Source organism: Arsukibacterium sp. UBA5043, from assembly GCA_002415085.1.
In the GTDB taxonomy this organism is placed as follows: Bacteria; Pseudomonadota; Gammaproteobacteria; order Enterobacterales; family Alteromonadaceae; genus Alishewanella.
Genome location: DIBV01000017.1, coordinates 624,486 through 637,703, shown reverse-complemented (window position 1 = coordinate 637,703; position 13,218 = coordinate 624,486). Strand labels below are relative to the sequence as shown.

Sequence of the window (13,218 nt, the reverse complement as noted above, 5' to 3'; positions counted from 1 at the left end):
CAGGCTGTGGCATGAGTTATCAGGTTTTAGCAAGAAAATGGCGGCCAAAACAGTTTAGTGAACTGGTTGGCCAGAGCCATGTCAAAGTTGCGTTGAGCAATGCGCTGACCAGCAGCCGACTGCACCATGCCTATTTGTTTACCGGCACCCGTGGGGTCGGTAAAACCACTATAGCCCGCATTTTTGCCAAAAGTTTAAATTGTGAAACTGGTATTACGGCTACCCCTTGTGGTGTTTGCAGCGCCTGCCAGGAAATTGATGCTGGCAATTTTGTCGACTTACTGGAAATTGATGCCGCCTCACGGACAAAGGTCGAAGATACCCGCGACTTACTCGACAACGTCCAATATGCGCCCAGTCGGGGTCGCTTTAAAGTTTATCTGATTGACGAAGTGCATATGCTGTCGCGCCATAGCTTTAATGCCTTGCTGAAAACGCTGGAAGAGCCACCGCCACATGTAAAATTCCTACTGGCGACCACAGATCCGCAGAAATTACCGGTGACAGTGTTGTCACGCTGTTTGCAATTTAGTTTAAAGGCGCTGAGTCCTGATCAGATTGCTGGCCATCTGGCTTATGTATTGCAGCAAGAACAGATCCCGTTTGAAACTGCGGCGTTAACGCTTCTGGCAAAGGCGGCGAATGGTAGTTTGCGTGACTCGCTTAGCTTAACGGATCAGGCGATAGCGCAAAGTAATAGCCAGCTTAGTCTTGATACCGTGCGTGAAATGCTGGGGTTTTTAGACCAGCAGTTTGCCAGTGCAATGCTCAGTGCTATTTTGCGACAAGATTTCCAGGCGTTGCAAGCTGAATTAAACGCACTGATCAGTCAGCATAACAGTTACAGTTCAGTACTGGATGACATGCTCAGCCTGCTACATCAGGGCGCATTAACGCAGCTTGAACCGACGGCAGCGCAGCTGTCAGAGCAGCCTGAGTTTGTAACGGAGCTGGCTGCCAGCCAAAGCCCTGAAGCATTGCAGATTTATTATCAGTTATTGATTAGTGGCAAACGCGAGCTACGCTATGCCCCGGATGAACGCACGGGTTTAGAGATGGCATTATTGCGGGCACTGGCCTTTGTGCCAGCTCCGGCTGGCGCAGCTGGCGTAACCCCGACTCCAGCGGGCAGAACAGCAGATGCTCAATCTCCACAAACATCCGGATCTGCAGCCTATGCTGTTCAGCCTGCCGCTGTCGAGGGTGAGGCTGCGAAAACGACAGACTCCCAGCTGCCTGCTCAACCAGAAGCTATGCCAAACGTCGCGCCATCGCAGCCAGTGCCAACGGTTGACTCTGGTGCCGCTGAACCCGTTGCTAACGTGCAGGCAATGAAAGCGGCCCCTGCCGCCAGTATTGACCCCTTAACTGCCAGCATTATTAAACGCCGGGGTCTGACGTCAGATGTGGGTGATTTATCGCCAAAAAAGCCTGAGCACCGGCCAGCACCGGTGCCAGCCCCAGCCCCGGATGTTATCAATGAGCAACCCGGCGCAGCGGTAACAAAATCTGCTGGGCAAATGCAGCCGGTTAGGCGGCCTGATAGCGCACCAGCGGCTGATCACCACGCTATGGCAGAGTATCCGGATGAGGCAGAGCCAGAACCCGAGCAGCTCTATCCTGAGGATCCGGCAAATCAGGCGATGCTCGATTCGTTGTGGCAGCAAAGCCATCAGCAGGCAGAACCCGCGAAGGCATTTGACGGCGAGATTAATGAGCAGAATTTTTCGGTCCGATTTGCGGCTGAAGTCGATAGTTGGGCCGCCCTTATTGAAAAAATGCCGGTTGGTGGTCTGATGCGACTTTTTTTGCTTAACAGTGCGATGCAACTGGATCAGCAACAGCTGACCTTGCAGGTACAGCAGAGTCAACAGCATCTGGATAACGAAGCGTTTCGTAACCAGTTGCAGAATTTATTATCGGATGCCATGGGCCAATCGTTGCAGCTGGCAATCAATTACAGCAACAACGTCGAGCAATGCCCGTTGGCAATTCAGCAGCGAATTGAGCAGGAGCGGCTTAGCTATGTCAGCAGGCTGATGCAGCACGATCCTAATGTACACCAATTGCAACAGCAATTTGATGCCAGTTTGTTGTTAGACACCTTGCAGGTAAACTAGCCTTTGCGCCAGTAGGGGTTATCTTGTAATTTATGGCGTTACTGATTATCTTGACGCCAGCAATGTTAAAAGAGAGATTAAATTATGTTTAAAGGTGGTATGGGCAATATTATGAAGCAGGCGCAAGCCATGCAGGAAAAAATGCAGAAGGTGCAAGCCGAGATTGCCAATATGGAAGTGACCGGTGAGTCGGGGGCGGGCCTGGTTAAAATTACCATGACAGGTGGCCATAATGTCCGCCGGGTTGAAATAGACGACAGCTTGCTGGCCGATGACAAGGAAATGTTGGAAGATTTAGTGGCTGCGGCCATGAACGATGCGGTGCGTCGGGTTGAAGAAAACAACAAAGAGCAGATGGCCAAAGTAACAGGTGGCATGCAATTACCTCCAGGTATGAAACTACCATTTTAATTAAGATAATTAATCCTTATGAGTAAATTGGCCCCTTTAGTTCAGCAATTAATAGAAACCTTGCGGGTGTTACCCGGTGTGGGGCCTAAATCTGCGCAGCGTATGGCTTTTCAGTTACTTGAACGCAACCGCGAAGGGGGCGCAAGACTGGGCGCTGCCCTGACAAAAGCGATGGAAAAAGTAGGGCATTGTCAGTGTTGCCGCACTTTCTGTGAAACAGAGTTGTGCGCGCTTTGTGCCGATCCTGCCCGAGCGCAGGCAGGTACGTTGTGTGTTGTCGGCTCAGCGTCTGATCAGCTGGCGATTGAACATACCGGTCAGTTTAACGGCCTGTACTTTGTATTAATGGGGTATATCTCGCCCCTGGATGGCATCGGGCCTGCTGAGCTGGGGCTGGACCGACTGGATAAACAGTTAGCAAAGGGCCATATCACTGAAGTTATCCTGGCAACTAATCCTACGGTGGAAGGCGATGCGACCGCATTTTATCTGGCAGAGTTATGCCATAAATATACTATTCCGGTCACCCGTTTAGCTCAGGGGGTACCGGTGGGTGGTGAGCTCGAGTACATCGATGGTACTACCTTGTCCCATGCCTTTAGTGGCCGCAAATCCTTCTGATTATTTTATACCTGCGTAATACCCGCGTATTTTTATAGCTTGAATTCTGTCGCCGGTTACCCCATATAACTGGCAACTGATCAACGCAGCCGCGTTTTATTATTTTTGCTAACACTACGTTCGAGGACCCGATAATGAGTGATAATACTGCCACTAACCCTGGACAGAAGCAGACTCATGGCTTTCAGGCTGAAGTTAAACAACTGCTGAACCTGATGATCCATTCACTGTATTCCAACAAGGAAATTTTTCTGCGTGAACTGGTATCAAATGCTTCCGATGCCGCAGATAAACTGCGTTTTCTTGCTTTATCTGATTCCAGTCTTTATGGCGATGATGGTGAATTAAAAGTCCGGATCAGTCTGGATGAAGCTAATAAGACCCTGACCGTCAGCGACAATGGTATCGGGATGACTGAGCAAGAGGTAATTTCTCATTTGGGGACTATTGCCAAGTCAGGGACCAAAGAATTTTTCTCGCAATTATCTGGCGACCAAAGCAAAGACTCTAAATTGATTGGTCAGTTTGGAGTCGGATTTTATTCAGCGTTTATCGTTGCAGACAAAGTAACGGTGCGTACCCGTAAAGCCGGTACAGATCAAGCGGTGGAGTGGGAGTCCGCCGGTGAAGGTGAATATACTCTGGCGCCGATTTCCAAAGACAGTCGTGGTACCGACATTATTCTGCACCTGCGGGACGGCGAAGATGAATTTTTAAGCCGCTGGAAAGTAGAAAGTATTATTACCAAATATTCTGACCATATTAGTATTCCGGTAGAAATGTGGCAGGAAGGCTCGCCAGAACGTGAAGAAGACGGCGAAACCGTTCCCGCTACCGAAGGTAGCTGGCAGGCAGTGAACAAAGCGACCGCACTATGGACCCGTGACAAATCAGAAATAACTGAGCCGGAATATCAGGAGTTTTATAAGCATATCTCTCATGACTGGAGTGAGCCGCTTAGCTGGAGCCACAATAAGGTTGAAGGCAGCAGCAATTACACCAGTTTATTGTATGTGCCGAAAAAAGCACCGTTCGATATGTGGAATCGCGAAGCGAAACATGGTCTGAAACTTTATGTACAGCGCGTATTTATCATGGATGACGCCGAGCAGTTTATGCCAAGTTACCTGCGCTTTATCAAAGGCGTGCTGGACTCGAGTGATTTGCCGCTAAACGTATCGCGGGAAATTCTACAGGACACCAAAGTTACTCAGAGCCTGCGCAAAGGCTGCACCAATCGTACCTTAAAAATGCTGGATAAACTGGCAAAGGATCCTGAGCAATATCAACTGTTCTGGGATGAGTTTGGTCAGGTGCTGAAAGAAGGCCCGGCTGAAGACATGGCCAACAAAGAGCAGATTGCCGGTTTGTTGCGTTTTGCGTCTACACATAACGATGACGCCACTCAGAATGTCTCGCTGGCAGATTATATTGGCCGGATGAAAGAAGGCCAGGACGAAATCTACTACGTGGTAGCCGATAGCTATCAGGCTGCCAGGCACAGCCCCCATCTGGAAGTGTTCCGCAAAAAAGGCATTGAAGTGCTGCTGCTTTCTGATCGGATTGACGAGTGGTTAATTCAGCATTTACCTGAGTTTAGCGAAAAGAAACTACGCTCGGTAGCTAAAGGTGGTTTAGATTTGTCCAAACTGGATGATGAAGAAACCCAAAAAGCCCAGCAAGAAACAGCAGAGGCGTTTGCCAGTGTACTGGCGCGGTTCAAAACAGCACTTGGTGATGAAGTAAAAGAGGTTAAGGTGAGTCATCGCTTAACCGACAGCCCGGCATGTGTGGTTACTGATGAGCACGATATGAGTACTCAGATGATGAAACTGATGGAATCAGTGGGTCAGAAGGTGCCGGATGTGAAGCCTATATTTGAGCTGAATCCAGAGCATCAACTGGTAAAACACATTGCCGATGAAGCTGATGACTCGCGTTTCAATGAATGGGCGCAGGTGCTGTTTGAGCAAGCGTTACTGGCAGAGCGTGGTAGTTTAAAAAATCCTGCCAGTTATGTAACCCGGTTGAATAACTTATTGTTGTCGCTGGCAAAGTAACGGTCAGTTATCCAATGCAAGCCCGCTAGGTGCTCAGGCCCCAGCGGGTTTTTTTATTTCTGTATCCTGCTCGCATCTTACTGTTGGCTAACTATACTCAGTCCATTATCCGTTGGCGGTTTAGGAGTAGGTAATGTTGTCGAGCTGGAAGAATCTTAGCTTTGGTGTGCGCCTGACGGCAAGTATGGTCGGGCTGATATTATTGTCAATAGTGACCCTGACCAGTCTGGTATTTGTTGAATATAAAAATGCCCGCACTGAAGCCGTATTGAGTGGTTTACAGGATAATGGCCGCGCAAACTCTGAAGCATTTACCCAGTGGCTGCTGGTGCGACAGGAAGAGATGCGTTATCTGGCTAGCTTGAGTCCAGTTCAGCAGGGAGATGTGAACCAGAGCGCTCAGTTACTACAAGCGATGGCACAGAGTCAGGGCTACTACGATACGATATTTGTGGTAGGCCCGGACGGTCGTGGCCAAGTAGGCGTTAGTTATGCCAATGGCCAGTCCAGGATGCTTTCATCAGCAGAGGCGCAGGACTTCAACGTAGCGGACCGGACCTGGTTTAAACAAGCTATCGCCGGCCAAGATACGTTTTCCGAGCCGATTATTTCCAGAGCAACCGGTGCCAGAGTGAGTACCATCGCTATTCCAATTCGCGACAATGGTCAGATTGTTGGTGTTATGCGTGGCGCAGTGCAGCTTAGTACTATTTTTGAGATGGTAAACGCGCTGAGCAGAAACAGCTACACCGAGATTTACCTGCTGGACAGTGCAGGCGATGCTATTACCGATGCTCCCTCGTTACAAGGCGTCAGCGGTTCATTAAGTACTGAGGCAGCAGAGGCCACCAGAAATAAGCGAAGCGGTGTAGGTCAATATGCAAACGCTGCTGCTGAAAAAGTAATAGGTAGTTATAACTTTATTCCGATGCTTGGGTGGTCACTGGTATTGGAGAGTCGTGAAGCACAAGCGCTTGTTGCAGTTCGCAGTATGTTATGGACGCTACTGCTTATTTCAGCAATTGTAGTCGCTATAGCCGCGCTAATTTGTATTTTTCTGGTCAGAAATGTAACAAAAATTCTGGGCGGTGAACCTGAGTATGTGGCAGCCGTTGTTCGTGAGGTAGCGGCTGGTGACCTGACGACAGATATAAAGCTCAAACCAGGAGATGGCGACAGCCTGTTAGCATCGATTACCACTATGCAGCAGAATTTACGGCAAATGATTAGTCAGGTGGGTGATTATTCGGATCAGGTCGCCTCAGCAGCGACAGAACTTGCTCAGATAAATGGCCAAACCCGCGATGGCATTGAACAACAAAACAGTGAAATTAACAGTTCTGCTGTAGCAATGAATGAAATGACCAGCTCTCTTGAAGAAGTGTCACGCAATACACAACAGACCGCGCAGGCGGCAACCGCAGCAGAGCGTGAAACAGCGCTTGGCCAGCAAATTGTCAGTACGACCTTAAACGATTTGATTAAACTTACCACGCAGGTTAGCAATGCTTCGGAAATCATTAATCTGCTCAAGAAAGATAGCGATCATATAGGTAGTATTTTGCAAGTGATTGAGAGCATCGCCGAGCAAACCAACCTGCTTGCGCTCAATGCGGCGATAGAGGCGGCAAGAGCAGGCGAAAGCGGTCGGGGTTTCGCTGTTGTAGCCGATGAGGTGCGAACTCTGGCCAGCCGCACTAAAGACTCTACTACCGAAATTAAACACATGATTGACAAGTTGCAGACTGGCACAGAGCGAGCTGTAAAAGCCAATCAGAGTAGTGAGGAAGCCGCAAAATCGACAGCAGAGCGCGCCGGAAATGCAGGCAACGCGTTGCAGGCAATCAGTGAGGCGGTAGAGCTTATTAGTAGCACTGCTTATCAAATCGCCAGCGCTACTGAGCAACAAACTACGGTATCACGTGATATCAACAAAAATATTCACCGGATAAGTGATGTGGCGGCGCAAAATAGTCAGAATGTTGTGCAGTCAGCCAGTGCCAGCCGTGCGCTGTCAGAGTTGGCGGAACAATTACAGGAGCTGGTGCGTCGCTTCAGACTTTAGTAGAACAGTTCGATTCAATTAGACCAAAAAACGTCAGTTTTTGCCGTTTTGGCGAATAAATCGCGTCAGGGACTGTTGTTAACAAGGCTATCGACTAAAGGCTAGTAAATACGCTGCTTCAGGTAGCACCAGTAGACAAAATTCTTGTCTCAGCAGGCGCATTGTGTAAAGATTCGGGTTTATAAATATTTGAACAATCCGAGAACACGAGGGTGTTGCTATGCGTATCATTTTGTTGGGGGCTCCAGGTGCCGGAAAAGGGACCCAGGCTCAGTTTTTAATGAATAAATATGGGATCCCACAAATTTCAACCGGCGACATGTTGCGCTCTGCTATCAAAGAAGGCTCTGAAATGGGGTTGGCGGCAAAACAGGTAATGGATGCCGGGCAATTGGTTTCAGATGATATTATCATTGGCTTGGTAAAAGAACGAATTGCTAAAGAAGACTGCAGTAAAGGCTTTTTACTTGACGGTTTCCCGCGGACTATCCCCCAGGCAGACGCAATGCGGGAACAGGGTATAGAAATCGATCATGTGATTGAGTTTGATGTGCCTGACGATGTTATTGTAGAGCGTATGAGCGGCCGTCGGGTGCATCCTGCCTCTGGACGGGTTTATCACACGACCTATAATCCACCTAAAGTGGCGGGCAAAGACGATGAAACCGGTGAAGATCTGATTATTCGTCCAGACGATGTTGAAGCAACTGTGCGTAAACGCCTGGCCATATATCATCAGCAAACTGAATTATTAGTTGGTTATTACCGCAAAGCCGCCGCCGCTGGTGAAACCCAGTACCATTATATAGAAGGTACCAAGCCGGTTGATGAAATAAGCGCGCAACTGGTAGCGTTTTTAGATTAGCATTTGCTGTATTATTGTACCCGGTCGATAAGTTTACTGGGTAATTAAGTAAAAAGCCCTCGGTTGAGGGCTTTTATCATACTGGGTAAGCAACCTGTATTTTAGCTGTTTACAGCAGCTTTTACCTTACTGGTTTCCAGCTGACTATTCCTCTCTTCAGTAACCAGGTGTGGCTGCTTACTCTTGCCAATAGTAATTTTTCTCGGTTTTAACGCCTCAGGTACTTCTCGTACCAGAGTGATGTGCAGTAAACCATTCTCAAGCGAAGCGCCGGTTACTTTTACATATTCAGATAACTGAAACTTTCGCTCAAAATTACGTTCTGCAATACCCTGATGGACAAAATGACGGCCATTATCCTTATTGTCTCTCTGGCCTTGCACCACTAAGGTATTGTGTTCGGTCTCGATCGACAATTCCTGTTCACTAAAGCCAGCAATAGCCATAGTGATGCAGTACTCATCTTCACCGGTAACCTCAATATTGTATGGCGGGTATGCAGGTTGCTTTTCGTTGCGGGCTGCTGCGTTCATCAGGTTTGCCAGGTGGTCAAAGCCGATAAAGGAGCGGTAAAACGGAGTAAAATCTAAATTATTCATCGCCAAATCCTCTGTAGATAGCAAAATGGTTAATTAATACCCTTCTATTGAACGGGTAAGCAGCAGGTCAGCAGTTGTGGTAGTGACAAGCTGTAGCAGGTGCCTTATCAGGCCACCTGCTACATAAATAAGGCTGGATAGTTATTTTTCAAGACAGGACATTAACTTTTTTGCATGGTCGCTTTTAAGCAACAAAGACTAAGACTTCTTCAACAAATTATTCAGTGCTGCCAGTGCCGCGTCGTAATCAGGTTCCTGCGCCAATTCCGGCACTAATTGCTGATATTGCAATTTACCCTCATTATCAATTAATAAAATCGCCCGGGTCAGCAAGCCCATATCTTTAATCAACAGGCCATAACTGCTACCAAAATCGCGCCATACCGCGTCGGATAAAACGGCCATATCTGCGACTTGTTCTTGCTGGCAATAACGTTTCTGTGCAAAAGGCAAATCCGTGCTTATTGTTAGTAACACCACATTATCGGGTAAATTAGCGACTTCGTTGTTAAAACGCTTGGTTTGCAGGGAGCATATACCGGTATCTATACTTGGGACAACGCTGATTAACATGGTTTTACCAATGAAATCTTTTAACTGAACGGTCTTAAAATTATTGTCGACGACTTTGAAAGCCGGTGCGCGCTGGCCAGTTTTCAACTCTTGCCCTAACAACACCACTTGCTGATTGCCTGCTTTAACATCACTGATCCTGCTCGGCAATTTTGCCGTGAGATCAATTGCTGTTGCTGGTAGACTAAAAACCGCACTAAAAAACACTGCGCTGAAGATCAAAGATTTTCTAAACTGAGTTAACATAATGAATATCCTAATTATCTGGAATGTAGTGGTATTTAACGCAATAAAACAATTTATTTGCCGCTATTGCTGTTATCAAAGACCGTTTTGCGTCTATTATAAACAAACGCAGTATTAAAGTGAGTGCTCAATGACCGCCGCAGTACTAATATGTGATGACTCGAATCTGGCACGCAAACAACTTGCAAGGATCTTACCACAGGACTGGCAAGACAGCGTTCATTTTGCTGGCCATGGGGCTGACGCCCTGGCGACGCTGGAGAAAGAGCAGATTGATTGGCTGTTTCTTGATTTAAATATGCCGATCATGGATGGCTATCAGGTATTGGCTGAGCTGAAGAAGCGTCAACTACAAGTCAATGTTGTGGTGGTATCCGGTGATGTACAGCCTGAAGCTTATCAACGGGTAATGGAATTAGGGGCGATTGACTTTATTCGTAAGCCGGTTGATGCCACCAAGTTGCAGGTTATTTTTCAAAATACTACCTTGCGTAAGTCAACGCCTGTATCAAAGGATAAGCGCAGTGTCGACACTGAGCTCAATGCAGAAATGCGCGATGTGTTTCAGGAAATTACCAACGTCGCGATGGGGCAGGCCGGGGATCTATTGGCCAGGCTGCTGAATGTTTTTGTTAAATTACCCATTCCGAATGTCAATGTTATTGAAGTCAGTGAGCTGCACATGGCACTGGCGTCAGTAGAGCAACATTCTTCTACCTCTGCGGTATGTCAGGGTTTTATCGGAGGTGGCGTTGCAGGGGAAGCACTGCTGATCCTTACTGACTCCAGTTTTAAAGATATTGCTAACCTGCTAAATTTTCAGGGTGACTTAACCTCTTCAACCGAGTTGGAATTGCTAATGGATGTCGCCAATATTTTGATTGGCGCAGTACTTAAGGGTATTGCCGAGCAACTCGATATGAGCTTTAGTCAAGGGCATCCGGTCGTGCTTGGTCAACATGCTCCGGTTAGTGAGCTTATTAAAACAAACGCCAGACGCTGGCGTAAAACGTTGGCGATAGAGCTAAGTTATGGTATTGAAAATTATAACATTAACTGTGACTTACTGTTGTTGTTTACCGAAGACAGTGTTAAAACCATGAAGCATAAAGTTGCTTTTTTACTGGAAGAATAACCATGAGTTTAACCAATGCCGAGTTTGATGCTTCTGAAGTTCATTGGTTGATGGACATGTTTCAGACCGTGGATGTCGGGCTGGTTGTATTAAACAGTGACTACCGGATCCAGGTCTGGAATGGCTTTATGGAAAGTCATAGTGGCTTAACGCCACGTCAGGTAAGAGAACGTTATTTATTTGATTTATTTCCGGAAATTGATGAAGAGTGGTTGCGGCGTAAGTGCGATCCGGTCATCTTACTAAAAAACCGTGCTTTTACTATCTGGGAGCAACGCCCCTATATTTTTAAGTTTAAGAACTACCGGCCTATTACCGGAAGCGCCGAATATATGTATCAAAATAGTACTATTTTCCCGCTGACGGATACCCGGGGTCAGGTCACTCATTTGTGTATTATTATTTACGATGTTACCGATGCCGCGGTAAGTCGATCTGAACTGGAATCGATGAATGGGCGGTTGAAGCAATTATCGAAAACCGATTTTCTGACCCAGTTAAGTACCCGCGGGCACTGGGAAGATGCGCTTATTCAGGAGTTTAACCGGCTACAACGTTACACCCAGCATCATAGCACGCTGTTAATGTGTGATATTGACCACTTTAAGCGGGTGAATGACACCTACGGCCACACCGCGGGTGATGAAGTGATCCGCAAAGTAGCCGATGTGATTAAAGCTAACACCAGAACGACCGATTTAGCTGGCCGGTATGGCGGTGAGGAGTTTGCTATCCTGCTGGTTGATACGTCGCTCGAACAGGCGTTATGCCTGGCAGAGCGAATCAGACAACAGGTAGCCGTGTTAAGTATTGCGTTTAATAAAACAGTGCTCAATGTTACCATCAGTATTGGTCTGGCAGAGCGCGATATTAGCCTGCAGGAGCACCGGCACTGGATAGAAGCTGCCGATAAAGCGCTATATCAATCTAAAGTTGATGGCAGAAATAAAGTCACCTGCTATAGCCCGGACGCAGAGTGAGAGCATCGCTACTGGCTGATATTGAATCTGATGCCTGTGGACAACGTGCCAGCAACTCGTTGTTATCATCTTGATTTAACTGCTCGAGAATAACCTCGAAGCCCCATAACCTATGTAAATGTTTTAACACTTCAGTTGCATTTTTAGCCAGCGGCACCCGTTGTTGCGGGATATAACGAAGGGTCAATGCACGGTCGGTATTTATGTTGACATTGTATACCTGAATATTCGGTTCAATCTGGCTTAAATTATACTGGGCGGACAACATCTGGCGGATCCGCTGGTAACCTTCAGTATTGTGAATCGCGCTAACCTCCAGTGTGTTTGCCTGGTCATCGTCAACAATGGCAAATAAATGAAAGTCACGGATTACTTTTGGTGATAAATACTGGCTGATAAAACTTTCGTCCTTAAAGTTTTGCATGGCAAAGTGCAGGGTTTCAAGCCAGTCAGTACCGGCGATATCAGCAAACCATTCTTTGTCCTCAGCGGTAGGGTGTTCGCAGATCCGGCGAATGTCAGTAAACATAGCAAAGCCCAGGGCATAGGGATTTATGCCTGAATAATGCTTGCTGTGGTATTCCGGCTGTGCGACCACATTGGTATGGCTGTGCAATACCTCCAGCATAAAGCGGTCGCTGACTTTACCTTCATCGTATAAGTGCTGCAAAATGGTGTAATGCCAGAAGGTCGCCCAGCCTTCATTCATTACCTGAGTTTGTTTCTGAGGATAAAAGTACTGAGATATTTTGCGAACAATCCGGACAATTTCCCGCTGCCATGGTTTGAGTAACGGCGCATTCTTTTCTATAAAATATAACAGGTTTTCCTGTGGCTCTGCCGGAAAACGGCTCAAGTCCTGCGCTTGTGTCGGGGCCTTTAATGGGATGGTCCGCCATAGATCATTTACCTGGCTCTGCAGATATGCCTCCCGCTCTTGCTGGCGCTTCTGTTCGATCTCCAGCGAAATTTTTTGAGGCCGCTTATAACGGTCTACGCCATAATTCATCAGAGCATGACAGGAGTCGAGCGTGTCTTCCACCTCGGTAATGCCATACTTTTCCTCGCACTGGCTAATATAGTTTCTGGCAAAAACCAGATAGTCGATAATTGAGTCGGCATCAGTCCAGGTTTTAAACAGGTAATTATTTTTAAAAAAAGAATTATGACCATAGCTGGCATGCGCCATCACCAAAGCTTGCATCGTGATGGTGTTTTCCTCCATCAGGTAGGCAATACAGGGGTTGGAATTAATAACGATTTCATAAGCAAGCCCCATGTAGCCTCGCTTGTAGTTCTGTTCGGTTTGAATAAACTTTTTACCATAAGACCAGTGATGATAACCCAGTGGCATGCCGACACTGGAGTAGGCGTCCATCATTTGCTCCGCAGTAATCACTTCGATTTGATTGGGGTAGGTATCAAGTTGATAAATGCCGGCCACCCGGGCAATTTCCTGGTGGTATTGTTCGAGCAAATCGAAAGTCCAGTCCGGGCCGTCGGACAGACAGTGACGGCGGGTGTCTGCATTAGCCATAATACC

11 protein-coding genes are annotated in these 13,218 nt (G+C 47.3%); 8 read left to right on the top strand and 3 right to left on the bottom strand.

What is annotated here, in order from left to right:
• Positions 1-11: 11 nt before the first annotated feature.
• The 6 genes from dnaX (at position 12) to adk (ending at position 8,142) form a co-directional block, all read left to right on the top strand.
• Complete coding sequence (dnaX, locus tag B2Q61_RS16900) at positions 12-2,120, top strand: DNA polymerase III subunit gamma/tau (RefSeq protein WP_290617899.1); 2,109 nt, start codon at positions 12-14, stop codon at positions 2,118-2,120.
• Positions 2,121-2,204: 84 nt separating this feature from the next.
• Positions 2,205-2,531, top strand: a complete 327-nt coding sequence (locus B2Q61_RS16895; RefSeq protein WP_290617897.1) for a YbaB/EbfC family nucleoid-associated protein — start codon at positions 2,205-2,207, stop codon at positions 2,529-2,531.
• A gap of 18 nt (positions 2,532-2,549) precedes the next feature.
• Complete coding sequence (gene recR / locus B2Q61_RS16890) at positions 2,550-3,152, top strand: recombination mediator RecR (RefSeq protein ID WP_290617895.1); 603 nt, start codon at positions 2,550-2,552, stop codon at positions 3,150-3,152.
• 134 nt (positions 3,153-3,286) lie between these two features.
• On the top strand, positions 3,287-5,212 hold the full coding sequence (gene htpG, locus B2Q61_RS16885) for a molecular chaperone HtpG (protein WP_290617893.1): 1,926 nt from the start codon (positions 3,287-3,289) through the stop codon (positions 5,210-5,212).
• A 133-nt stretch (positions 5,213-5,345) separates the two neighbouring features.
• Positions 5,346-7,277: a methyl-accepting chemotaxis protein gene (locus tag B2Q61_RS16880; RefSeq protein ID WP_290617891.1), complete on the top strand. Its 1,932-nt coding sequence runs from the start codon at positions 5,346-5,348 to the stop codon at positions 7,275-7,277.
• 220 nt (positions 7,278-7,497) lie between these two features.
• Positions 7,498-8,142, top strand: a complete 645-nt coding sequence (adk, locus tag B2Q61_RS16875; protein WP_290617890.1) for an adenylate kinase — start codon at positions 7,498-7,500, stop codon at positions 8,140-8,142.
• A gap of 101 nt (positions 8,143-8,243) precedes the next feature.
• Here the strand turns inward: adk and B2Q61_RS16870 are convergent, their stop codons facing one another.
• Both B2Q61_RS16870 and tpx read right to left on the bottom strand, forming a co-directional pair.
• Positions 8,244-8,741, bottom strand: coding sequence for an Hsp20 family protein (locus B2Q61_RS16870; protein ID WP_290617889.1), 498 nt, complete (start codon positions 8,739-8,741; stop codon positions 8,244-8,246).
• 198 nt (positions 8,742-8,939) lie between these two features.
• A complete protein-coding gene (gene tpx / locus B2Q61_RS16865) occupies positions 8,940-9,560 on the bottom strand; it encodes a thiol peroxidase (protein ID WP_290617888.1) in 621 nt (206 codons plus the stop codon).
• A gap of 130 nt (positions 9,561-9,690) precedes the next feature.
• On the opposite strand from tpx, the gene B2Q61_RS16860 reads away from it, so the two are divergent.
• Both B2Q61_RS16860 and B2Q61_RS16855 read left to right on the top strand, forming a co-directional pair.
• A complete protein-coding gene (locus B2Q61_RS16860; RefSeq protein ID WP_290617886.1) occupies positions 9,691-10,695 on the top strand; it encodes a response regulator in 1,005 nt (334 codons plus the stop codon).
• Positions 10,696-10,697: 2 nt separating this feature from the next.
• Positions 10,698-11,675, top strand: coding sequence for a sensor domain-containing diguanylate cyclase (locus tag B2Q61_RS16855; protein WP_290617885.1), 978 nt, complete (start codon positions 10,698-10,700; stop codon positions 11,673-11,675).
• On the opposite strand, the gene B2Q61_RS16850 is transcribed toward B2Q61_RS16855, so the two are convergent.
• Entirely contained in the window at positions 11,647-13,212 is a 1,566-nt protein-coding gene (locus B2Q61_RS16850) for a SpoVR family protein (RefSeq protein WP_290617884.1), read from the bottom strand. The two genes, B2Q61_RS16855 and B2Q61_RS16850, sit on opposite strands and share 29 nt — an antisense overlap.
• Between the last annotated feature and the right edge of the window lie 6 nt (positions 13,213-13,218).

Excerpts from the sequence above, each read along its gene's own strand:
- dnaX (WP_290617899.1), top strand. The coding sequence starts at position 12 with ATGAGTTATCAGGTTTTAGCAAGAAAATGGCGGCCAAAACAGTTTAGT.
- B2Q61_RS16895 (WP_290617897.1), top strand. The coding sequence starts at position 2,205 with ATGTTTAAAGGTGGTATGGGCAATATTATGAAGCAGGCGCAAGCCATG.
- recR (WP_290617895.1), top strand. The coding sequence starts at position 2,550 with ATGAGTAAATTGGCCCCTTTAGTTCAGCAATTAATAGAAACCTTGCGG.
- htpG (WP_290617893.1), top strand. The coding sequence starts at position 3,287 with ATGAGTGATAATACTGCCACTAACCCTGGACAGAAGCAGACTCATGGC.
- B2Q61_RS16880 (WP_290617891.1), top strand. The coding sequence starts at position 5,346 with ATGTTGTCGAGCTGGAAGAATCTTAGCTTTGGTGTGCGCCTGACGGCA.
- adk (WP_290617890.1), top strand. The coding sequence starts at position 7,498 with ATGCGTATCATTTTGTTGGGGGCTCCAGGTGCCGGAAAAGGGACCCAG.
- B2Q61_RS16870 (WP_290617889.1), bottom strand. The coding sequence starts at position 8,741 with ATGAATAATTTAGATTTTACTCCGTTTTACCGCTCCTTTATCGGCTTT.
- tpx (WP_290617888.1), bottom strand. The coding sequence starts at position 9,560 with ATGTTAACTCAGTTTAGAAAATCTTTGATCTTCAGCGCAGTGTTTTTT.
- B2Q61_RS16860 (WP_290617886.1), top strand. The coding sequence starts at position 9,691 with ATGACCGCCGCAGTACTAATATGTGATGACTCGAATCTGGCACGCAAA.
- B2Q61_RS16855 (WP_290617885.1), top strand. The coding sequence starts at position 10,698 with ATGAGTTTAACCAATGCCGAGTTTGATGCTTCTGAAGTTCATTGGTTG.
- B2Q61_RS16850 (WP_290617884.1), bottom strand. The coding sequence starts at position 13,212 with ATGGCTAATGCAGACACCCGCCGTCACTGTCTGTCCGACGGCCCGGAC.